At 66.6% G+C, this 20,955-nt stretch carries 21 protein-coding genes and 1 tRNA gene; 20 read left to right on the top strand and 2 right to left on the bottom strand.

Features of this window, described 5'->3' with window-relative positions:
- Positions 1-11 precede the first annotated feature (11 nt).
- The 13 genes from gspI to trxB all read left to right on the top strand — a co-directional run bounded on the left by gspI (position 12) and on the right by trxB (position 10,665).
- On the top strand, positions 12-404 hold the full coding sequence (gene gspI, locus MJ601_RS03350; protein ID WP_242123326.1) for a type II secretion system minor pseudopilin GspI: 393 nt from the start codon (positions 12-14) through the stop codon (positions 402-404).
- Complete coding sequence (gene gspJ / locus MJ601_RS03345) at positions 404-1,042, top strand: type II secretion system minor pseudopilin GspJ (protein ID WP_242123230.1); 639 nt, start codon at positions 404-406, stop codon at positions 1,040-1,042. Before gspI ends, gspJ begins: the two co-directional genes overlap by 1 nt.
- On the top strand, positions 1,035-2,024 hold the full coding sequence (gene gspK / locus MJ601_RS03340) for a type II secretion system minor pseudopilin GspK (protein ID WP_242123228.1): 990 nt from the start codon (positions 1,035-1,037) through the stop codon (positions 2,022-2,024). The genes gspJ and gspK overlap by 8 nt, the downstream gene beginning before the upstream one ends.
- Entirely contained in the window at positions 2,021-3,133 is a 1,113-nt protein-coding gene (gene gspL / locus MJ601_RS03335) for a type II secretion system protein GspL (protein ID WP_348635548.1), read from the top strand. Before gspK ends, gspL begins: the two co-directional genes overlap by 4 nt.
- Positions 3,130-3,615: a type II secretion system protein M gene (locus MJ601_RS03330; RefSeq protein ID WP_242123226.1), complete on the top strand. Its 486-nt coding sequence runs from the start codon at positions 3,130-3,132 to the stop codon at positions 3,613-3,615. Before gspL ends, MJ601_RS03330 begins: the two co-directional genes overlap by 4 nt.
- Positions 3,612-4,340: a type II secretion system protein N gene (gspN, locus tag MJ601_RS03325; protein ID WP_242123224.1), complete on the top strand. Its 729-nt coding sequence runs from the start codon at positions 3,612-3,614 to the stop codon at positions 4,338-4,340. The genes MJ601_RS03330 and gspN overlap by 4 nt, the downstream gene beginning before the upstream one ends.
- Entirely contained in the window at positions 4,337-5,092 is a 756-nt protein-coding gene (locus MJ601_RS03320) for a prepilin peptidase (protein ID WP_242123222.1), read from the top strand. Before gspN ends, MJ601_RS03320 begins: the two co-directional genes overlap by 4 nt.
- A gap of 100 nt (positions 5,093-5,192) precedes the next feature.
- Positions 5,193-5,269 (top strand) — tRNA-Met (locus MJ601_RS03315).
- A 201-nt stretch (positions 5,270-5,470) separates the two neighbouring features.
- Entirely contained in the window at positions 5,471-6,880 is a 1,410-nt protein-coding gene (locus tag MJ601_RS03310) for a circularly permuted type 2 ATP-grasp protein (RefSeq protein ID WP_242123220.1), read from the top strand.
- 136 nt (positions 6,881-7,016) lie between these two features.
- Positions 7,017-7,949, top strand: a complete 933-nt coding sequence (locus MJ601_RS03305) for an alpha-E domain-containing protein (protein WP_242123218.1) — start codon at positions 7,017-7,019, stop codon at positions 7,947-7,949.
- 21 nt (positions 7,950-7,970) lie between these two features.
- On the top strand, positions 7,971-8,843 hold the full coding sequence (locus tag MJ601_RS03300) for a transglutaminase family protein (RefSeq protein WP_242123217.1): 873 nt from the start codon (positions 7,971-7,973) through the stop codon (positions 8,841-8,843).
- A gap of 13 nt (positions 8,844-8,856) precedes the next feature.
- Positions 8,857-9,594 carry a proteasome-type protease gene (locus MJ601_RS03295; RefSeq protein ID WP_242123215.1) on the top strand — a complete coding sequence of 246 codons (738 nt, stop codon included), beginning with the start codon at positions 8,857-8,859 and terminating at the stop codon, positions 9,592-9,594.
- Positions 9,595-9,702: 108 nt separating this feature from the next.
- On the top strand, positions 9,703-10,665 hold the full coding sequence (trxB, locus tag MJ601_RS03290) for a thioredoxin-disulfide reductase (RefSeq protein ID WP_242123213.1): 963 nt from the start codon (positions 9,703-9,705) through the stop codon (positions 10,663-10,665).
- A gap of 54 nt (positions 10,666-10,719) precedes the next feature.
- Here trxB and MJ601_RS03285 read toward each other — a convergent pair whose 3' ends face one another.
- Both MJ601_RS03285 and MJ601_RS03280 read right to left on the bottom strand, forming a co-directional pair.
- Positions 10,720-11,010, bottom strand: a complete 291-nt coding sequence (locus tag MJ601_RS03285) for a phosphopantetheine-binding protein (protein WP_242123211.1) — start codon at positions 11,008-11,010, stop codon at positions 10,720-10,722.
- Between the two features lie 28 nt (positions 11,011-11,038).
- Positions 11,039-12,046 carry a GNAT family N-acetyltransferase gene (locus MJ601_RS03280; RefSeq protein ID WP_242123210.1) on the bottom strand — a complete coding sequence of 336 codons (1,008 nt, stop codon included), beginning with the start codon at positions 12,044-12,046 and terminating at the stop codon, positions 11,039-11,041.
- Positions 12,047-12,093: 47 nt separating this feature from the next.
- Between MJ601_RS03280 and MJ601_RS03275 the strand changes: the two genes are divergently transcribed.
- The 7 genes from MJ601_RS03275 (at position 12,094) to MJ601_RS03245 (ending at position 20,951) form a co-directional block, all read left to right on the top strand.
- Complete coding sequence (locus MJ601_RS03275; RefSeq protein ID WP_242123208.1) at positions 12,094-13,632, top strand: acyl-CoA ligase (AMP-forming), exosortase A system-associated; 1,539 nt, start codon at positions 12,094-12,096, stop codon at positions 13,630-13,632.
- Complete coding sequence (locus tag MJ601_RS03270) at positions 13,629-14,861, top strand: pyridoxal-dependent decarboxylase, exosortase A system-associated (RefSeq protein WP_242123206.1); 1,233 nt, start codon at positions 13,629-13,631, stop codon at positions 14,859-14,861. Before MJ601_RS03275 ends, MJ601_RS03270 begins: the two co-directional genes overlap by 4 nt.
- Before the next feature lie 132 nt (positions 14,862-14,993).
- Positions 14,994-15,641 (top strand): XrtA/PEP-CTERM system exopolysaccharide export protein, encoded by a 648-nt coding sequence (locus MJ601_RS03265; protein ID WP_242123203.1) that lies wholly within the window; start codon positions 14,994-14,996, stop codon positions 15,639-15,641.
- 2 nt (positions 15,642-15,643) lie between these two features.
- Entirely contained in the window at positions 15,644-17,155 is a 1,512-nt protein-coding gene (locus MJ601_RS03260) for an XrtA system polysaccharide chain length determinant (RefSeq protein ID WP_242123201.1), read from the top strand.
- Between the two features lie 13 nt (positions 17,156-17,168).
- Positions 17,169-18,101 (top strand): P-loop NTPase, encoded by a 933-nt coding sequence (locus MJ601_RS03255; protein ID WP_242123199.1) that lies wholly within the window; start codon positions 17,169-17,171, stop codon positions 18,099-18,101.
- Positions 18,098-19,684, top strand: coding sequence for a hypothetical protein (locus tag MJ601_RS03250; RefSeq protein ID WP_242123197.1), 1,587 nt, complete (start codon positions 18,098-18,100; stop codon positions 19,682-19,684). Before MJ601_RS03255 ends, MJ601_RS03250 begins: the two co-directional genes overlap by 4 nt.
- A 31-nt stretch (positions 19,685-19,715) precedes the next feature.
- Positions 19,716-20,951, top strand: a complete 1,236-nt coding sequence (locus MJ601_RS03245) for an XrtA/PEP-CTERM system-associated ATPase (protein WP_242123196.1) — start codon at positions 19,716-19,718, stop codon at positions 20,949-20,951.
- Positions 20,952-20,955: the final 4 nt, after the last annotated feature.

Raw genomic sequence — 20,955 nt, 5'->3', positions numbered from 1 at the left:
CCCCGCCGCTCATGCTCCATGGTCCCGCCAAAGCAGGAGAGGGGCGGCGCGAAGAAGCGGGCTTCACCCTGCTGGAGATGCTGGTCGCGCTGGCGGTGTTCAGCCTGGCCGCGCTCGCCCTTGTGCGCTTGCAGGGGGTGACGCTGCATACGGCGGCCGATCTCGACAGCAAGGCGATGGGGCAGATCGTCGCGCGCAACCTGATGGTGGAGCTGCAGACCGATCCCGCGCCACCCTCGCTGGGTTCCCAGGAGGGGGCGGTGGAGAATGGTGGGCGGCGCTGGCATTGGGTGCGTGAGGTCAAGGCGACCGATGACAAGCGGCTGTTGCAGGTCAGTCTGGCCGTGGACGGGCAGGCCGGTGCCTCCCCGGTCCTGCTGAGCTTCGTGCGGGTGGTGCGGTGATGTGCCCGTCTGTTCGGGAGGAGGCGGGCTTTACGCTGATCGAACTGCTGGTTGCCCTGATGATCTTCGCGATGCTGGCGGTGGCGGGCGTGCTGCTGCTCGGCAACAGCGTGTCGGCGCAGGCGCAGATCAAGCTGCGGCTGGACGATATGGCCGCCGTGCAGCGGGCGAGCGGCGCGCTCTCGGCCGATCTGGGGCAGGCGGTGCCGCGCATCAGCCGTACCGGGGCGGGCACCCTGGCGCCCGCCTTCTGGTCGCATCGCGAAGGGGAGCAAAGGCCCGTCATGCAGTTCGTGCGCGGCGGCTGGGACAATCTGGGCGATCTGCCGCGTCCCTCCCTGCAGAAGGTGGAATATTGGGTGCGGCAGGGGCGGCTGGAGCGGCGGACCTATGCCCAGGTGGATGGCGCGGCGGGTGACGAGCCGGCTACCCTGCTGGATCATGTCCAGGATATCGCGCTGCGTTTCCGCGACGCCAGGGGTGAATGGCGGGACGAGTGGGTGCCGGTCCAGCCCGACCTGATGCCGCGCGCGGTGGAGATGACGGTCAGGCGCATCGGTGAACCTGCCGTGACCCTGCGCTTCATGGTCGGGCCGGGACCGGCGGAAAAGCCGGAGACGGGGGGTGCCGGTGGCTGATCCGTTTCGCCCGAATGAGCGCGGCGCAGCGCTGCTGACGGTGCTGCTGCTGGTGGCGGTGATGGCCGTGGTGGCCGCGACCGCGCTGGAGCGGCTGGCCCTGGCCACGCGGATGACCGGCAATGGCGGCGCAGTCGATCAGGCGCGCGCCTTTGCCGATGCGGGGACGGAGATTGCGCGCCTGCGGATCGGCGATCTGGTGGCGGCCAATCCGGGCAAGACGACGCTGGCGGGCAACTGGATGGGAACGCCCCATTCGATCGCCGTGCCTGGCGGCTTGGCCGTGGCGCGGGTGACGGACGGCGGCAATTGCTTCAACCTCAACAGCGTGGTCGCGGGCGAGAGCGAGGCCGACCTGAAGGTCCGGCCGGTGGGCGTGTCGCAATTCCAGGCGCTGTTGCAGGCGCTGGGCGTCGACGCGCGGCAGGCGCAGGCCGCGGCGGCTTCGCTGGCCGACTGGATCGACAGCGACAGCGTGCCGCAACCCGGCGGGGCGGAGGATGAGACCTATGCGCAGAGAACGCGGCCCTATCGCACCGCAAACCGCTTCATGGTCGATCCGAGCGAACTGCGGGCGGTGAACGGCATCACGCCTGCCATTTATGCGCTGGTGCGGCCCTGGGTCTGCGCCTTGCCGACGGCGGACCTGTCGCCGATCAACATCAACACCTTGCTGCCAAGCCAGGCGCCGCTCTTTGCCATGCTGATGCAGGGGCAACTCAGCGTCGCGCAGGCGCGGCAATTGCTGGCGCAACGGCCCGCCGAAGGCTACGGCAGTACGGTGGCGTTCTGGGCCGCACCCGCTCTGGCAGGCCTCAGTCCCTTGGCGGAGGTCTCCCAACAGGTCAAATTGACGACAGGCTTTTTCGGAGTGGAAGTATCGGTGGACGTCGGGGGAACGCAGGTGGTCGAACGGGCGCTGATCGATGCGCGGCAAAGTCCGGCCATGCTGATACGCCGCAGCTGGGGGCCGGGTGCGTGAGCGAGGGGCTGATCGTCACCTTGCCGGAAGCGGAGGGCGCGGACCCGCTGTGGATGCGCGTGGCCAACGGGACCATGGTTCAGACCGGCGCGGGGGCCAACTGGCTGGCGGCATGCGGGCTGACGGCCTTGCCGGAAGATATGCAGGTGATGCTGGTTCCACCCGCCGCGCTGGTGACGCTGCACTGGCGGGACTATCCCGAACTGCCCGTCCGGCAGGGGCGGGCGGCCGCACGGCTGGCGGCGCTGGCCGAGGGGATCGTGCCCGCCGATCAGCTTTTCGCGGCGGCGGACGAGAATGACGATCCGGCGCGGCCGCATCTGGTGGCTGTCGCCTCCCGCGCCGACATGCAGCATTGGCTGCTCTGGGCGCAACATCATGGGTTGGACCCCGATCTGATCGTGCCGGCGCCGCTGTTGCTGCCGGAGATGGACGAGGGCTTTCATCGCGGAATCATCGGCGGCACGCGCGTCCTGCGGGGGCCTGACATGGCGCTGACCGGCGAATTGGCCCTGCCCGAGCTGATCGGCGACGCGCTGCTGCGCGACGTGCCGGCGGAGACGATCCATGCGCGCGCGATCGCCGCGCTGGACAATCCACCGATCGACATGCGGCAGGGCGATTTCGCCAAACGGGTGCGGCGGTCGTTCGATCAGCGGACGCTGAGGCGGATTGCGCTGTGGAGTGGACTTGTCCTGCTCCTCAGCCTCTTGATCGCCTTGACCGGGCTGGTGAAGCAGCATGTCGAGGCGGGCCGTCTGGATGCCGACAGCCTGGCGCGGGCGCGGGAAGTGGTGCCGGGCGCGAGCGACCTGATCCAGGCCGAGGCGGAAATGGACCGGCAACTCGCGGTGCGCGGTGCGGGCGGCTATGCCTTTACCGCGCCGGTTGCCGGGCTGCTCGATGCCCTGCAGGGCGTGCCGGGCGTGTCGCTGACGGCCATGTCGCGCGATCCCGACGGCATGGTCCGCGCGACGCTGGCTGCGGCCAGGCCGGAGGATATCGACAGGGTGCTGCTCGCGCTCCAGGCGGCGGGCTTTGCGATCACGCAGACGCCTTCGCAGGATTCGAGCGGGCGGACGCTGACGGATATCACGGTGCGGTCATGATCGAGAGGCTCAGGATATTTTGGGATGAACGCTCCCCGCGCGAACAGGGGATGCTGGCCGTGATGTTCGCGCTGCTGGCGGGGGTGATCCTGTGGTTGGGCGTGCTGCGGCCGCTCGACGGGGCGCAGAGGGCGGCGCGGGATGCCTTGCGCGAAGCGACCGACCGTAATGCGGCGATCCGGGAGAAGGCGAAGCTGCTGAAAACCTTGCCCAGGCTCGCGGGCGGCGCGGTTTCTGCCCCGCTCGACCAGCTTGTCGGGCAGAGCGCGGGGGAGGCGGGGCTGACGCTGGATCGGGCGCAGGCGCAGGGCGCTGACCGGCTGGACATAGCGGTGGCATCGGCGCGGCCGGCGGCGTTATTCTCCTGGCTCGCGGCTCTGGAGGGGCAGGGCATCCGGGTCGAGACGATGAACGCCCGGCCTTCGCCCACGGCAGGCAGCGTATCGGTGCAGGCGGTGCTGGTGCGGGGTGGCGGGCAATGATGGGCCTCAAACTTTCGCGTCGGGTGCGGCTGGGCCTGATCCTCGTCTTTGCGGCCGCTTTTCTCCTTTTCTTTCCGATGCGCATCGCGCTGGGCATGGCGGGGCTGGATCGGCTGGGCGTGGCGGCGCGGGAGGTGCGGGGCACTGTCTGGACGGGCGGGATCGACCAGCTGATGCTGGGGACGACGTCGCTGGGACCAGTCCATGCCGGGCTTTCGCCGCTGTCGCTCCTCGCCGGACGCGCGCGGTTCGATGTCTGGCGGGATGATGGCGCGCCGGATGATGTGCGCGGCGCATTGACGGTCGGGATCGGGCGGATCGGGATCGACGATGTGACGGGCACGGTGCCGCTGGGGCGGACCTTTGCGCCGTTGCCGGTGGGCAGCTTCGTCATGCACGACGTGTCGGCCTATTTCTCCGGCGACCGTTGCGGCCATGCCGAGGGGCGTGTGCGGGCGCAGATGGCGGGGCGGTTTCCAGGCCTCAATCTGTCGCAAGGGCTTTCAGGCGAGGCGATCTGCGATGGGGAAGCGCTGTTGCTGCCGCTGGTCAGCGAGTCGGGAATGGAAAAGGTCAATCTGCGCATCTGGCGTTCGGGCCGCTATGCCGCGGAAATGCGGGTGGAGACGGCGGACGCGACATTGGGCGAGGCGCTGGCGAAGGCGGGCTTTTCCGGGGCTGGGGCTGGGGGTGTGCGCGTGCTGAAGGTTGAAGGGACGCTGTGATCCATCCTCTTGCCGCCATGGCGGGTGGTGTCGCCGGGGCCATTGCCGGAAGTTTTCTCGCCACGCTGATATGGCGCTGGCCGCAGGGGCGAGGGGTGGTGCGTGGACGCTCGGCCTGCGACGGCTGCGGGCGGCTGCTGGGCGCGCGCGACCTGGTGCCATTGCTGAGTGCGCTGGTGCAAAGGGGAAAGTGCCGGACCTGCGGCGCGGCGATCGATCCGCTGCATGGGCGGGTCGAGGCGGGCTGCGCGACGATCGGTGCCCTGGCCTTCGGCTTTGCGCCGGATCTCGGCGGCCTGGGCTGGGCGTTGCTCGGCTGGCTGCTGCTGACGCTGGCGGTGCTGGACAGGCGGCATTTCTGGCTGCCCGATGCGCTGACCCTGCCGCTGGCCTTTCTGGGCTTCACCGTCGGATTTTGGGTCACGGACATGGCGATGGCGGATCGGGTGATCGGCGCGGTCGCGGGCTATGGCGCGCTGCTGGTCGTGGCGGTGGGTTACCGGAGTTTGCGCGGGCGCGAGGGGCTGGGATTGGGGGACGCCAAATTGCTCGGCGCGCTGGGGGCCTGGTTCGGCTGGCAGGCCTTGCCCTTCATCCTGCTGCTGGCGGCCAGCCTGGGATTGATGGCGGTGCTGGCGGCGATGACGCTGGGCCGCCCGGTCGGCGGCGCGACGCGGGTGCCGCTGGGCACGTTCCTCTGCCTTGCCGCGGTGCCGGGCTGGTGGCTTTCCTTGTTGGCGCTTCGGCTGTGAGGGAATTTTTCAAAAGCGCTTCAAACCCCGTTGACCCATGCGTCCGCGCTGCGTATAGCGCCGCCTCACCGCAGGGCACTGCCCCGCGCGAAGCCCTTGGGGCGGAGTAGCTCAGCTGGTTAGAGCAGCGGAATCATAATCCGCGTGTCGGGGGTTCAAGTCCCTCCTCCGCTACCACCTTCACAGTCCATTTTCCTTCATAGTCAGGCTTTTGCACGCGCACTTGCGCATGCGATGTGAACATGTGCCTTGGCTGCGCTGCAAAAAATATTGGAAATGCGCGGGTGCGTCACGCTTTTGCGCTTGCAATCCGTCCTGCGCGTTGCACTAATGTTGCAATGCACAACCAGCCCAGGCGGCTGAGGGAGGATCGACACTTTGCCCTTCCACGAAATGTTTGAGCCGGATGGTTCGATACGCCCCTGCTATGCGGAAGTGCAGAATTGGGTGGATCGGACAGGCATTGCCGGGCTCAATCGTCGGATGGATGAGGCGGAGGCGATCTTCCGGCGGATCGGCATCACCTTCGCCGTCTATGGTGAGGGCGGCGATCCGGAGCGGCTGATCCCCTTCGACCTGCTGCCGCGCATCTTCATGGCCCAGGAATGGCGCGTGCTGGACAGGGGCATACGCCAGCGGGCGAGGGCCCTGAACGCCTTTCTGCACGACGTCTATCATCGCGGGGAAATTGTGAAGGCGGGGATCATGCCCGCCGACATCATCTACCAGAACAGCGCCTATCTGGCGGAAATGGCCGACTTCACCCCGCCGGGAAAGGTCTACAGCCATATCGTCGGCATCGATATCGTCCGCACCGGGCCGACCCGGTTCGAGGTGCTGGAGGATAATTGCCGCACGCCGTCGGGCGTTTCCTACATGCTGGAAAATCGCGAGATCATGACCCGCATGTTCCCCGAACTGTTCGCGCAGGGGATCGTGGCGCCGGTCGATGATTATCCGGCGGAACTGCTGAAAAGCCTGAAGGAAGTCGCGCCGCCGGCCTGCAAGGGCGATCCGGTGGTGGTGGTGCTGACCCCCGGATCGCTCAACAGCGCCTATTATGAGCATAGTTTCCTGGCCGACCTGATGGGCGTGGAGCTGGTGGAGCCGGCCGACCTGTTCGTCGACGATGACCGGGTGTGGATGAAGACCACGCTGGGGCCCAAGGCGGTGGATGTGATCTATCGCCGCATCGATGACGAATATCTCGATCCGCTGGTGTTCCGTCCCGACAGCCTGCTGGGCGTGCCGGGCATCTTCAACGTCTATCGCAATGGCGGGGTGACGCTGGCGTCGGCGCCGGGATCGGGGATCGCGGACGACAAGGCCGTCTATATCTATGTGCCGGAGATGATCCGCTTCTATCTGGGCGAGCAGCCGATCCTGGACAATATCCAGACCTGGCAGTGCGGAAAGCCCGACGAATGCGCCTATGTGCTGGAACATCTGCACGATCTGGTGGCGAAGGAGGTGCATGGATCGGGCGGCTACGGCATGCTGATCGGACCGAAATCGACCAAGGATGAGGTCGATGCCTATGCCGAGCGGATCAGGGCCAATCCCGGCGAATTCATCGCCCAGCCGACATTGGACCTGTCGACCGTGCCGACCCTCGGCCCGGCGGCGGTGGTCGGGCGCCATGCGGATTTCCGGCCCTATTGCCTGGTGGGCAAGCAGATCCGGCTGGTGCCGGGCGGCCTGACCCGCGTTGCGCTGACCGAAGGATCGCTTGTCGTGAACTCCAGCCAGGGCGGCGGGGTGAAGGACACATGGGTATTGCAGGATTGATGATGGTGGAGCTGAGTCTTTTCTTTCCCCGTCATTCCGGCGCAGGCTGGGATCTCAGGCGACAGGGCGCCGCCTGTCCTCACGAGATCCCGGCTTTCGCCGGGATGACGGAAAACGGGTTGGGGGTGGCGCCTTCATGTTGAGCCGGACCGCCGAAAATCTCTTCTGGATGGCACGCTATATGGAGCGGGCCGAGGCGACAGCGCGCCTGCTGACCATGGGACAGCGCATGGCGATCCTGCCCGGCGCGCATCATCGCGACGAATGGCGATCGGTGGTGCGGGCGACGGGCGCGCTCAACCATTTCCCCGAAGGCGCGCAAGTGACGGAGAGCGATGCGATCGCCTTCCTGATGCTGGACCTCGACAATCCCTCTTCCATCCGGTCCTGCCTGCTGAAGGCCCGCGCCAATGCCAAGTCGGCGCGCACCATGCTGACGCAGGACATGTGGGAGGCGCTGAACGAGGGCTGGCGCAAGCTGGACAGCTATGACGTGGCGGAGGCGCGGCAGCAGCTTCCCGCGCTGATCGACTGGGTGAAGACGCGGGTGATGACCTTCCGCGGCGCTGCCCATTCGGGCCAGTTGCGCAATGAGGGGCATGATTTCCTGCGCACCGGATCGGCGCTGGAGCGGGCGCAGATGACGCTGCGGCTGCTGGACGTCAAATATTATGTGCTGTTGCCCGAAACCGAGGTGATCGGCGGCAATCGCGACCATTATCAGTGGACGTCGGTGCTCTACGCCCTGTCGGGTGCGCGGGCCTTCCACCATGTCTATGGCGGCACCTACACGCCCTGGCAGATCACCGATTTCCTGATGCTGAACCGGCTGTTCCCGCGCAGCGTCGCCTATTGCTACGACCAGCTCGCCTACCGGCTCAACCGGCTTGCGGGGTGGCATGATGCGCGGTCGGCCTGTCATGACACGGTGCGGGAGATGGTGGCCGATCTGGAAAAGCTGGACAGTGGCGAAATTTTCCGCCTCGGCCTGCACGAGACGATCCAGAACGGCCTGATGACGACCAACCGGCTGGGCGGGGAGATCGCCCAGGCCTATCATTTCGGCTGAGAAGAAGGGGGAAGGGCGCCAATGAAACTGCTCGTCCGCCATCAGACGGTCTACCGCTACGAGGCGTCGGCCGGGCGGGTGGCGATGCGGCTGAAACTGATGCCGGTCGATACGCCGGCGCAGAAGGTGCTGGATTGGCAGGTCAGCGTGAATGGCGAGCCGCTGACTGGCTTTCGTCCCAACAGCTATGGCGAGATGGAGGCGATCTGGGTCCGGCACGACCGGATGGACAATGCCGTCATCGTCGCCGAAGGCCTGGTCGAGACGCGGGAAAGCCATGGCGTGCTGGGCTGGCTGGGCTGCCCGGTCCATCCCCGCTATTTCCTGCGGGAGACGCGGCTCACCGGGGCGTCGGACGCGATCCGGGCGATGGCGCTGGCGTTGCCCGATGATGACGGTCCGCTGGCGCGCCTGCACGCGCTGTCGGCGGCGGTCAGCGATGCGGTGGCCTATCGGCCTGGCGTCACCACCGCCAGCACCACGGCGGCGGAGGCTTTCGCGCTGGGCGCGGGCGTGTGTCAGGACCATGCGCAGATATTCATCGCGGGCGCGCGGGCGATGGGCATTCCGGCCCGCTATGTGTCGGGCTATCTGCTCGCGGATGAGGGCGATGTGCTGCACGAGACCCATGGCTGGGCGGAGGCGCTGGTGCCCGAACTGGGCTGGATCGGCTTCGATCCGTCCAACCGTGTCTGCGTGACGGAGCGTTATCTGCGGATCGCCTGCGGTCTGGATGCCGATGAGGCGGCGCCGATTCGGGGATCCGTGACGGTGGCTGGCGATATCTGGATTGACGCGGACGTCCGGATCGCGCAGGCGGAGGAAGGGGTGGAGGAGCGGCAGCTGCAAAGACAGCAACAACAGATCGTTCAGCCAGTCCCGACGCAGGACTGAAACAGGAACCAAGATGACCTATTGCGTGGCGGTGCGCGTTGACCAGGGGCTGGTCATGCTGTCCGACACCCGCACCAATGCGGGGATGGATAATATTGCGCGCTTTCGGAAAAGTTTCACCTACAGCGTTCCGGGCGAGCGCGCGATCACGATGATGTGTTCGGGCAACCTGTCCATCACCCAGGGGGTGAAGGCAATGGTGGGGCGCGCGATCAAGGATTCGAAGCTCGATCCAGAGGTGGAAACGATCCTCAACTGCCCGACCATGCACCGCGTGGCCCAGATGGTGGGGGAGGCGATGTGCGCCATGCAGGGCCGCTATCGCAGCACCATAGAGATGCAGGGCGCGGCGGCGGATGCCTCCATCCTGATCGCCGGGCAGCGCAAGGGCGGCAAGCCGCGGCTCTACCTCATCTATTCCGCGGGCAATTTCATCGAGGCGACCGAGGACACGCCCTTCTTCCAGATCGGCGAGCATAAATATGGCAAGCCGATCCTGGACCGGATCATCAAGCGCGACACCACGCTGGAGGATGCGACCAAGGCGGTGCTGGTGTCGATGGACTCGACCTTGCGCTCCAATCTTTCGGTCGGCATGCCGCTGGACCTGACGGTGATCGAGCGGGACATGTTCGACTTCCGCGTCCGCACCCGGATCGAGGCGGACAATGAGGAATTCCAGCTTCTCTCGCACGGCTGGTCGGCGGCGTTGCGCAAGGGGTTCGAGGATCTGCCCAACGTCCTCGCCTGACGGGCCTGATCGTCCAGCTTCTTACCCCTCAAGCAAATCCATGGCTTGCGCCGGTGACCGTGCGGCCTATCTCATCCCGACATACGAATCGCAGCCGGAAAGACGTTCATGACCGCCACCCATTCGACCCGCATGCTGATCCTCGGTTCCGGTCCCGCTGGCCTGTCCGCCGCCATTTACGGCGCGCGCGCGGGTCTGGCGCCGATCGTGGTGCAGGGCATGCAGCCGGGCGGGCAGTTGACCATCACGACCGACGTGGAAAATTATCCGGGCTTCCGCGATGTCATCCAGGGGCCATGGCTCATGGAGCAGATGCAGGCGCAGGCGGAACATGTCGGCGCGCAGATGATGTACGACCAGATCGTCGACGTCGACCTGTCCGAGCGGCCCTTCCGTCTCAAGGGCGACAGCGGCACGCTCTATTATGCCGACAGTCTGGTGATCGCGACCGGCGCGCAGGCCAAGTGGCTGGGCACCGAGGGTGAGCAACTGCTGCAGGGCAAGGGCGTTTCCGCCTGCGCGACCTGCGACGGCTTCTTTTATCGCGGCAAGAAGGTGGTGGTGATCGGCGGCGGCAATACCGCGGTCGAGGAAGCGCTCTACCTCACCAACCACAGCCATGACGTCACCCTGATCCACCGCCGCGATTCGCTGCGGGCGGAAAAGATCCTCCAGCAGCGGCTGTTCGCGCATCCGAACATCAAGGTCCTCTGGAATCAGGCGGTCGAGCGCTTCGTCGGCGGCGGCAATCCCGAAGGGCTGGTGGGCGTCGATCTGGTCGACACGGTGACCGGCCACAAATCGCATATCGAGACGGATGGCGCCTTCGTGGCGATCGGGCATCAGCCCGCGACCGAACTGTTCGTGGACAAGCTGCCCATGGATGAAGGCTATCTGCTGGTGGAGAAGGGCACGACCAGGACCGCGGTTCCCGGCGTGTTCGCGGCGGGCGACGTCAGCGACAAAATCTATCGTCAGGCGGTGACGGCGGCGGGGATGGGCTGCATGGCGGCGCTGGATGTCGAGAAATTCCTGGCCGAAGCCGATTTCGAGGCGGTCGCGGCGGAATAGGCTCCTATATTCCCGCCCGCGCGGGAACGGCGTAGCGAGCGGCGGGAAGCCTGCTTAATTCCCGACCTTGGCCTTGGCGAAGGCGAGCAGCGTCCCGAACGTCTCGAACGTATCGCCGTCAATGTCGTCATCCTCGATCAGGATGTCAAGCCGGTCCTCCATTTCGGTGAGCAGGCCGGCGACGGCCATGGAGTCCAGCTCCGGCAGCGCCCCGAATAGCGGTGTATCAGCATCGAACGCATCGACCCGATCCTGGGACAGGCCCAGCACGTCGCGCAGCAAGCCGCGCATAAGCGTTTCGATATCCATGGCCCGGTCGACCGGTTGACTATGTTCCGCCCGCATGATGGGCGCCTACCTAATCGTTCCAGGGCTAACCTACAAGCGCGGAAATGGCCGTGCGCGCGGCGGGCAGCCAGGCGGAGGCGAAGCGCGGGTTGAAGAAATCGAGGCGGTGGAGCACTTCGCGCTGCTCCATCCAGTCGCTCTTGTAGCCATTGTCGCCCGTGCCATAGTCGATCAGGTCGACCCGATCCCCGTCGATGGCCGCTGCGAACATCGCGTGACTGAGCAGGCTGCCGGGAGAGGCGCCGTCGAACGCCTGGTCATGGGCCAGCTTGTGGATGAGGGCGGTGCCGTTCTCCACCGTCCAGAGCTGGGTCGCGACCGGCTGTTCGCCGAGCCGCGCAAAGCCCAGGCGCAGCGTTCCGGCGGCGCTTTCCCTCTCGGCCAGGTCGCGCAGGAAGAAGGGGCTGGGTTCGGGCTGTTTCCAGCTGCGGCCATGCATGGCGAGATAGTCGCCCCACAGCGCATCCGTCAGCGTGCCCGTGATGCTGAGCGTGAAGCGGCCGGACCGGCTCTTGCGACTGATGAGGGTACGCAGGCGTCCGGGGCGGCCCGCCCAATAATCCCCGAAACTGCGGCCATTGAGGCGCAGCAGATGCCGCCCGCCCATGGGTCGCTGCACGCCGAACCAGCCGCCCCGGCGGAAGGCTTCCAGCAGCAGCCCGGCGCTGCCCGTTACGGGATAAAGGTCGATCTGCGCGCTGTCCTTCAGCAGATATTGGGCGAGAAGCCCGATCAGGCGGCGCTGTGTCGCTGCGTCCGGATCGCCCAGAAAGTGCGGCGACCAGCCGAAACTGTACCAGTTGGCGAGCGCGCTCAATTTTCCGGGCGCGGGGGAGCGCAGGAACAGCCAGAGTTGATGCTCGCCCTCCATCGCCTGGAGGATGCGGACGGGTTCGTCGGGAAAACAATGGTCATGGAGCGATTCGAACCAGTCGATCCGGTCGAACAGGGACGGCGTGCAGGCGCGGTCGAGCGCCCCGGACAGCGCCATGCGCGCATCCTTCACGCTTCGATATTCCCTTGTGACCAGCAAAGCTCTATCTCCCGGCAACTCATGAGGGTTAGAAGAAAAGTCTGGAGATGGAGTTAAGCGATCCCCTGCCGCCGACGATCGATGGGGTGGCCATGCTGCCCATCGATCATGTGCTTCTGCGCGGCGATCCGGCGCGCCCCGCGCTGGACGGCCGGTCGGGCACGCAGAGCTATGCCGAACTGGAATGGACGCTGGGACGGCTGGCGGCCTGGCTCGCGGGCTTCGGGCTGGAAAAGGGCGCGCGAGTCGCAAGCTGGATCGCCAAGGGACCGGTTGCCGCGCTTATGCCTCTGGCCGCGCCGCGGGCGGGGCTGGTGCATGTTCCGGTCAATCCGCTGCTCAAACATGCCCAGGTCGCACATATATTGGCCGATAGCGGGGCATCGCTGCTGATCGGAACGGCGAGCCGGCTTGCCACCCTGGCGCCGGGCGATGTGCCGCAGGGGTGCCAACTGCATCGGGAGGATGATGCCGCCTGCGCGATGAGCGGGGGCGGCGCCCTCGGCCCGTCCGCTGCGGCGCCGGGCGACCTGGCGGCGATCCTCTACACCAGCGGATCGACCGGGCGGCCCAAGGGGGTGATGTTGAGCCATGCCAATCTGTGGCTGGGCGGGGTGTCGGTCGCTGCCTATCTGGGGATGACGGCGGAGGACCGGACGCTCTGCGTCCTGCCCTTCAGCTTCGATTATGGACAGAATCAGCTTTTTTCGACCTGGTTCGCGGGTGGCTGCGTCTATCCGCTCGACTATCTGACGCCGCGCGACGTGGTGAAGTCGGTGGACCGGCGGGACATCACGACATTGGCCGGTGTGCCGCCGCTCTGGGTGCAGTTGACCGAGCTGGAATGGCCTGCCGAAGTCGCGGGGAAATTGCGGCGGCTGACCAATAGCGGCGGGGCGCTGACCCGTCCCCTGGTCGCGAAGCTGCGGGCCTTGTTTCCTAGGGCGGATCTCTATCCCATGTATGGGCTGACGGAGGCGTTCCGGTCGACCTTCCTGCCGCCCGCGCTGGTCGAGAGTCATCCCGACAGCATGGGATCGGCCATCCCCCATGCCGAGATTTTGGTGGTGCGGCCCGACGGCAGCCTGACCGATGCGGACGAACCGGGCGAGCTGGTGCATTGTGGGCCGCTGGTGGCGCAGGGCTATTGGCGCGATCCGGCACGCACGGCGGAGCGGTTCAGGCCCGCCCCCGCCGCCTCGCGTTACGGGGGCATGGCGGTGTGGTCGGGCGACACGGTGCGGCGCGACGGCGAAGGCCTGCTCTATTTCGTCGGGCGCGACGATGCGATGATCAAGTCCGCGGGCAATCGCATCAGCCCGACCGAGATCGAGGAGGCGGCCGCGGCCGTGGACGGCGTGGCGGAGGCGGTGGCGCTGGGCGTCGGGGATGACCGGCTGGGTCAGGCGGTGCTGTTGCTGTTGCGCGGCGCCGATCCTGCACTAAAGGCAGCGGTCGAGGCACGGCTGAAGGCCGAGCTGCCCAATTTCATGCAGCCGCGCGAGATCGTCATGGTTCCAGAATTTCCCCGCAATCCCAATGGCAAGATCGACCGGGTGGCGCTTGCGAAGGAGCATGGCGCATGAAGCCGATGGGCCCTGTCCCGCCCTTTTTCTCCGGCGAGGAGGGCATGTTGCTGATCGGCGGTTGCGGTGCGGCGAGTCTGGTGGATGAGGCAGGGGATACGCCGCTGTTCGTCTATGACATGGGCATCATCCAGGCGCAGGTGAAGGCTCTGCGTGACGCCATGCCTTCGGCACTGTCGATCCATTATGCGGTGAAGGCCAATCCCTACGCGCCGTTGCTGGAGCGCATGGCGAAGCTGGTCGACGGCTTCGACGTCGCCTCCGGCGGTGAGCTGGCGCGGGCGCTGGAGGCCGGGATGGACCCCGCCCATGTCAGCTTTGCCGGGCCGGGGAAGCGCGACGACGAACTGATCGCCGCCATCGACAATGGCGCCACGATCAATCTGGAATCGGAGGGCGAGGCGAGGCGGGCGATCGCGCTGGCCGAACAGCGCGGCAAGACGCCGAAGCTGGCGGTGCGGGTGAACCCGGATTTCGACCTTAAGGGGTCGGGCATGCGCATGGGCGGCGGCGCCAAGCCCTTTGGCGTCGATGCGGATCGGGCCGCCGACCTCGCTCGCTGGGTGATCGGGGCCGGGGCCGACTGGCGCGGATGGCATATTTTCGCCGGCAGCCAGGCGCTTGGGGCGGAGGCGCTGATCGAAACGCAGGCGGCGACCGTCGGTCTGGCGGCGCGCCTGTCCGACGCGGTTGGCGTCATGCCGCCGCTGGTCAATCTGGGCGGCGGCTTCGGCATTCCCTATTTTCCCGGTGACGAGCGGCTGGATATCCGGCCGATCGGCGATGCGCTGGCGGCCTTGCTGGACAGGCGGCAGGACAGCCTGAAAGGCAGCGAGTTCGCCATCGAGCTGGGCCGCTGGCTGGTCGGGGAGTCGGGCGTCTATCTGACCCGCGTGGTCGATGTGAAGAAAAGTCAGGGCGAGACCTTCGTCGTGGTCGATGGCGGGTTGCATCACCAACTGGCGGCCAGCGGCAATTTCGGCACGGTGGTCCGGCGCAACTATCCGCTGGCGGTGGCGAACCGCTTTGGCGCGGCGGCGGCGGGGGAAGCGGTGACCGTGGTTGGTTGCCTGTGCACGCCGATCGACAGGCTGGGGGATAAGGTGGCGCTGCCGCCGGTCAGCGAAGGCGACCTGATCGCGATCTTTGCGGCGGGCGCCTATGGAGCCTCCGCAAGTCCATCCGCTTTCTTGGGGCATCCGCCTGCTCTGGAAGTTTTACTTGACTGATTTGCCAACAACTTAACTCCTAACGCTATTTTTACCCTTTGCGGGCAAGAAGGCCGTCAAAGCCCTGTGCCTGACGTCCGCCTTGCTTCCCCGGCGGCGACCGGTGCGCGGCCGCATCAAGGGGTTGATTTTATGCGTTTCCTGTCGGTTTCCCAGGCATTGATCGGCGTATCGCTGCCTGCTCTGGCTCTTTCGGGTTGTGCATCGGGCGGCGGGAGCGCGCCGAAACTGCCGCCTGCCTCCTTCGTGTCGCAGCAGGAGGGGCCGGGCGAGGAATATGTGATCGGGCCGCTCGACGACCTCACCATCTTCGTGTGGCGCAACCCCGACCTGGGGGCGAAGGTGCAGGTGCGGCCCGACGGGCGCATCACCACGCCGCTGATCTCCGACATGTCGGCCGTGGGCAAGACGCCCAAGCAGCTGGCCGACGATCTCAAGGTCGCGCTCTCAAAATATATCGAAAATCCGCTGGTATCGGTGATCGTCAACAATTTCTCCGGCACCTTCAGCCAGCAGGTGCGGATCGTCGGCGCGACGGAAAAACCCGCCTCGATCCCCTATCGCGCCAACATGACGCTGCTCGATGCGATGATCTCGGTCGGTGGGCTCAACCAATATGCGGCGGGCAACAAGGCGCGGCTGGTCCGCTTCAACCGGGAAACCGGCAAGCAGCAGGAATATCAGGTCCGAATCGGCGACCTGCTGAAGCGCGGCGACAGCAAGGCCAATGTCATGCTGGCGCCCGGCGACGTCATCATCATCCCTGAAAGCATGTTCTGACTATGGCGGCGCTTCTCGACGAGCTGCTGGTCATCCTGCATGGCATATGGACGCGGCGCTGGCTGGCGCTCGCGGTCGCATGGGGCGTTTGCATGGCCGGCTGGCTGGGCATCGCGCTGATCCCCAACAGCTATCAGTCCAAGGCGCGGGTCTATGTGAACACCCAGTCGCTGCTGGAGGACAAGGTGGGCATCACCCAGGTCCAGTCGCAGCAGGATCTGGACCGGGTGCGCCAGACGCTGGCCAGCACCGGCAATCTGGAGCGGGTGGTCCGGGAAACCGACCTCAGCCGGACGGTGAACGGCCCGCGCGACATGGCCGCGAAGATCACCAGGCTGCGCGAAGGCATCACGGTGGTCGCGCAACTCGACCCCAGCATGATCGACATCAGCGCGACATGGGCGGACGCCAGCCTGTCGGACAGCGCCAATGCGCGCATTTCCCAGCAGATCGTGCAGAAGCTGGTCGACATCTTCCAGGAAACGAACCTGTCGTCCGACAGGGTCGAGACGAAGCAGAGCCTGGCCTTCCTCGACCAGCAGCTTGCCCAGCGCGGCCAACAGCTTGCCGCCGCCGAGCAGCGCCGCGTGCAGTTCGAGCAGCGCTATGCCGGGATGCTGCCCGGCGCGGGTTCCATCGGTCAGCGCATGGATGCGGCCCGGTCGGAAATCAACAGCATCGATTCGCAGCTTGTCCAGGCGCAGAGCGCCCTGGCGGCGATGAACGGGCAGTTGGCGGGCACGCCGCAGACCTTGCCGGGCGTCGGTTCCTCGGGCGGGCCTTCCGCCCTGGCGCAGGCGCAGGCCGACCTTGCCTCGATGCGGGCGCGGGGCTTCACCAGCGACCATCCCGACGTCATTGCAGCCCAGCGGCAGGTCAATCTGCTGCGCGGGCAGGCGAGCGGCGGTGCGGGGGGCACGCCCAATCCCGCCTATCTCTCGATCCGGTCGATGCAGGCGGAACGCGCCGCGACGGTGCAGGGCCTGTCGGCCCGCAAGGCGCAGTTGCAGGCGGACCTCAACAGCATGTCGGCCCGCCAGACCGATGAGCCGGGCCTTTCCGCCGAGCAGGAAAAGCTCGACCGCGATTATGAGGTGCTCAAGACCCAATATGACAAGATGCTCGCCGACCGCGAGGAAATCCGCCTGCGGGGCGACGTGAAGAGCGAAACCGGATCGGTCCAGTTCCGTGTCGTCAATCCGCCGAACCTGCCGACCGTGCCCGAGGCGCCCAACCGGCCGCTGCTGCTGGTCGGCATATGGGTGCTGGGCATGGGGGCGGGCATCGGCACGGCCTTTGCCATGGCGCAGATCAAGGGTGGCTTCCCCAATGCGGCGCGGCTGGAGAAGATCATGGGCGTGCCGGTCATCGGATCGATCAGCCAGACCGTCGGCGCGGCGCAGGCCGCGGTGGAAAAGCAGCGCCTGAAATGGTTTGCGGGCGCCAGCGGCGGTCTGGCGGCGCTGTGCCTGCTGCTGATCGTCATCGAATTTGTCCAGCGCGGGCTGGCCTGAGGGGGGACGGACGATGAACAAGCACAAGTCCCTGTCCGGAGGCTCGCTGATCGAGCGGGCGACCGAAATCTACGATTTCAGCGCGGCGCTGAAGGGACGCGCGGCCCCGGCGGTGGAAGTGCCGGAGGATGAACCGGCCGTTTCCGCCGCGCCCGCCGTGCAGCCTGCTGTTGCCGCCATCGTGGAGGAGCAAGGCGGCTATCGCGCGCCGGACTGGACCGGGCCGGTGCAACCGATCGACCGCATTGCACTGGCCGAGGCGGGCTATCTGCTGCCCGACGGCCCGGTGACCGCCATGAGCGAGGAATTCCGCCTGCTCAAGCGCGATCTCCTGTCCGATCTTGCGGCCAGCCAGCGCGGCAATCGCGTTCTCATCTGCTCGGCGCAGAGCGGGGAGGGCAAGAGTTTTTGCGCGCTCAATCTGGCGCTCAGCCTCGCGGCGGAGAAGGAGCGGGAAATCCTGCTGGTCGACGCCGATTTCGGCAAGCCGGGCATTCCCGAAACGCTGGGGCTGACCGCCGGACCGGGCCTGATGGACGCCCTGGCCGATCCGGCCATCGCCATCGAGGATTGCGTGCTGCGGACGGATATCCCGTCCCTCTCCGTGCTTCCCGCCGGGCAGCGCAGCAACAACGACACCGAATATCTGGCGTCGGCGCGGACGGAGATGCTGCTCCACCGGCTGACCGAGGGGCGGCCCGACCGCATCCTCCTGTTCGATTCGCCGCCGCTGCTGGCCGCTTCTCCGGCTGCCGTGCTGGCCAGCCATGCCGCCATTGCGCTGCTGGTGGTGCGGGCGGACAGGACCACGGAAGCCGCGCTGCGCGACGCCGCCAGCCTGCTCAAGGGCGGCCCGCAGGTGAAGCTGCTGCTGAACGGCGTGCGCTTTTCCACCGGCGGCCGCCGCTTCGGCAGCTATTATGCAAAGGGGCAAGCGGACGGATGATTTCGCGCACAGCCCTTGTCCTCGCGGGCCTCGCCCTGGCCACGCCCGCGCTCGCGCAGGACGATCGGCGCAAGGTCGATGTCACGCCCTATATCGGCATCGATCAGGTCGTGGTCGCGCCACTCAAGGGCGGTGGCGACGTCCTCACCTATACCAACGTCACCGCCGGCGTGGCCGCCAGCATCCAGACGCGCCGCATGGAGGCATCGGCCGACCTGCAATATGCGCACAGCTTCGGCTGGGGCGATCGGCTGAGCGATCAGGACATCATCAGCGGCATCGCCAGCGGCCGATATGGACTGGCGCGCGGTCTGACGCTGAACGCGGGCGGGCTTGCGACACGGGTGCGGACCGATGGACTGTCAGGCGCCTCGGTGCGCAACGACGGCTTCAGCAGCCAGGTCTATGCGGGTTATATCGGCCCCTCCTACACCACGCGGCTGGGCGACCTGGACATCAACGCTTCCTACCGGCTGGGCTATGCGCGGGTCGAGGATGACGTGAATGTCGACTTTCCCGGCGGGCCGAGGGGCAGCGGCTTCGCGGATTCGACGACTCACGACCTGATCGGGTCGGTAGGCGTCGGACCCGGCGTGTGGATGCCGCTCGGCCTTGTCGCCAGCGCGGGCTACAGCCGGGAGGATGCGAGCCAGCTCGACCAGCGGTTCGAGGACAAATGGGCGCGCCTGGACGCGACGCTGCCGGTGTCGCCCACGCTCGCCCTGATCGGCGGCGTCGGCTATGAGGATATCAGGATCAGCCAGCGCTCGCCGCTGCTGGACAGCAACGGCCTGCCGGTGATTTCATCGAGCGGCCGCTATGTCACCGACAAAAGCTCGCCGCGCCAGCTTCTCTATGATTTCGACGATATCATCTGGGACGTGGGCGTGCTCTGGCGTCCCAGCCACCGCACGTCGCTGACCGCGCGCGTGGGCGAGCGCTATGGCGGCATGACCTATTCGGGCAGCTTCATCTGGCAGGGGCGCAACAAATCCTTCGCCCTGGTCGTGTTCGACGGGATCGACAGTTTCGGGCGCGTCATCACCTCCGACGTGGCGGCGCTGTCGGGCAGCAACCTCAACATCGTGCGCAATCCCTTCACCGGCGATTTCACCGGTTGCGCTTTCTCGACCACCGGCGGCGGGCAGTGCTTCAACGATGCGCTGGCCGGCGTGACCGGCGCGAACTTCCGCTATCGCGGCGTCGCGGCGCAATTCGCGGCGGAGCGTGGACCGTGGGGAATGGGCATTGGCCTGGGCTATTCGCAGCGCAAGTTCATCACGCCGTCGGGCGAGACGGTGTTCGTGCGCGGCACGCGGGACCAGAACTGGTACGGCAACGCCTCGCTCACCTATCGGGTCGACAGCCAGTCGAGCATCGATACGGCGGTCTACGCCAATTATTTCGATGCCAGCGGCAACCGGCTGGACGTGCTGAACCTGGGCGCTTTCACCAGCTATTACCGGCTCGTTACGCGCAATCTTCAGGCGTCGGCCTCGGTCGGCGTGGACAGCGCCAAGGCCGACAAGCTGGATGCGGTCATCAACGCCATGGGCCAGCTTGGCCTGCGCTATACATTTTAAAGCGAAAGCCCGGCAGGGTGGAGAGATAGACATGTACGATCAGTTCTACGGATTGCAGGGACGCCCGTTCCAGCTGACGCCGGACCCGCATTTCTATTTCGAGAGCGCGACCCATCGCAAAGCCCTGTCCTATCTGGGCTATGGGCTGGCGCAGGGGGAGGGCTTCATCGTCATCACCGGCGATATCGGCGCGGGCAAGACCACGCTGGTGGGGCATCTGATGGGCACCATCGATCCTTCGCGGCTGACCGCGGTGAAGATCGTCTCGACCCAGGTGGAGGGCGACGACATGCTGCGCCTCGCCGCGCAGAGCTTCGGCCTGGCCGTGGACGGCATGCCCAAGGCGCAGATATTGAAGCAGATCGAGGGCTATCTGCACGCGCAGGCGCGCACCGGGCGCCGTTCCCTGCTGATCGTCGATGAAGCGCAGAATCTGCCGGTTTCCGCCATCGAGGAGCTGCGGATGCTGTCCAACTTCCAGTTGGGCGGACAATCCCTATTGCAGATCTTCCTGCTGGGCCAGCCGGAGTTTCGCGACCTGCTGAAATCGCCTGAGCTGGAGCAACTGCGCCAGCGCGTGATCGCGACCCACCATCTTGACCCGATGATGCGGCGGGAGGTCGAACCCTATATCCTGCATCGCCTCTCGCTGGTCGGCTGGCAGGGCGATCCGCAGTTCACGCCCGAAGCCTTCAACGCCATCTATGCCGCGACCGGCGGCGTGCCCCGCCGGATCAACGTGCTGGTGAGCCGCGTGCTGCTGCTGGGCGCGCTGGACCGGTTGTCGGTGATCGATGCCGAGGTGGTCTATGCGGTCGTGGCTGACATGGGCGCGGATGCCGACGTCACGCCCGAACCGATGGCGCACAGCGTGCTGGACGATGCCGGGGAACTGGCCGAGACGCCCGTGCCCGCACCCGTTGCCGCCGATCCGGCCGTTTCGGAAGAGGTCGCCGCGCTGCGGGCCGAGGTCGATGCCCTGCGCAGCGCGCGGGTCGAACCGGCGAGCGACCTGCGGGACGAGATCGCTTCGCTTCGCGCCGAACTCGACACGCTGCGCGCGGAGAATGACTTTGCCCGCGCCGAGCCGAGCGTCGATCCCGAAGCGCTCAAGGATTGCTTCACGCTGATCGAGGAACGGCTTTCCACGCTGGAATTCCGTGTGACCGAGCAGGACACGGCGCTGCGCCGCGTGCTGACGATGCTGGTCGAATGGGTGGAGCGCGAGGAGCGGATGGGCGACGCGCAGCACAGCGCCGCCGCCTGAGCGG

Source organism: Sphingobium trunci, assembly GCF_022664535.1.
Classification (GTDB): domain Bacteria; phylum Pseudomonadota; class Alphaproteobacteria; order Sphingomonadales; family Sphingomonadaceae; genus Sphingobium.
The sequence above is the reverse complement of the archived record's forward strand: the minus strand, read 5'-3'. Positions and strand labels throughout refer to the sequence as shown.